Origin of the sequence: Shigella sp. FC1967 (assembly GCF_001743005.1) — a bacterium.
Taxonomy (GTDB): domain Bacteria; phylum Pseudomonadota; class Gammaproteobacteria; order Enterobacterales; family Enterobacteriaceae; genus Proteus.
Window position 1 is genome coordinate 1 of sequence record NZ_MIIZ01001005.1, and the last position, 1,332, is coordinate 1,332.

Sequence of the window (1,332 nt, forward strand, 5' to 3'; positions counted from 1 at the left end):
TTTATGTCTTTATTTAAAAAGGGTATTTATTGCCTTATCTATTAATATTGCATTAGTATCTTCAGCTTTAGCCTGTACAACGTTATTAGCGGGAAGTGAAGCAACAAATGATGGTTCGTTGATTATTGCTCGTAGCGCAGATAGCGATGCATTAAAAGCACAACATTTTGTTATTCATCCAGCTAAAACGAATCAAACGGGTATTTACAGTACCAAAGAGCATAACGGTGCTAATAATTTTACATATCCATTGCCTAAGAATTCATTACGCTATACCACTGTACCGAATTGGAAAACGCAACTCCATGGTGCCACAGGGTTTAATGAATTAGGTGTGGGTGTCAGTGGCACTGAATCTATTTTTGCTTCACCTAAGGCACTCGCTTTTGATCCCTATGTTGAAGAGACTGGAATTACTGAAGATGATATTCCAGATGTACTACTTTCAAGAGCAAAAACAGCTCGTGAAGCAGTGGAATTATTAGGAAGCATTATTGAAAAACAAGGTGCCGGTGAAGGATTTGGTGTTGCTGTTGTTGATAAAAATGAGCTTTGGTATTTAGAAACTGGAACAGGGCATCATTGGATTGCACAAAAATTACCTAAAGATAAATACTTTGCAACAGGAAACCAAGGGCGACTACAACACTATGATACTAACAGTAATGATGTATTAGGATCTAAAAATCTAGTGGAATTTGCTGTTGAGAAAGGGCTTTATAATCCTAAAAAAGAAGGCGAGTTTAATTTTTCAAAAGCATATACTCGGGATGACGAACGAGATCGTACTTATAATGATCCGCGAGTATGGGTTATTCAGCAGCAATTTAATCCATCATTAAAACAGGCTGTGGATGATGGTCGCAATTTTGCACCTTTATTAACACCAGAAAAAAAAAGTCTCTGTTGAAGAAGCTAAAGCGATGTTACGCAATCACTTTGAAGGAACAGAGCATGATCCATATAGCAATGGAGTAAATGGCAAAGAACCATGGCGCCCAATTAGCGTATTTAGAACTTATGAAGCCCATGTGATGCAAGTCCGCCCTGAACTGCCTCAAGAAATAGGTGAAGTCACTTATGTCGGATTAGGTATGGCGGATTTAACTGCATTTGTTCCCTATTACAGTGGATTGAAAACTTATCCGCAACACTATGGGATCGGTACGAATAACGCAGATAGTGATTCTATTTATTGGAAATATCGTAAATTACAGACATTAGTGATGACAGACTATCCAAAACTTGCACCAATAGTGAAGAAGGCCTATCAAGAATGGGAAGATAAAACCGCATTAGAGCAAAAAGAAATGGAAGCTAACTATCTCAAAA

At 37.8% G+C, this 1,332-nt stretch carries 1 pseudogene; it reads left to right on the top strand.

Annotated elements, in window-relative coordinates:
* Window positions 1-28: 28 nt before the first annotated feature.
* Window positions 29-1,332, top strand: a pseudogene (locus BHE89_RS17385) (C69 family dipeptidase); the annotation flags it as partial.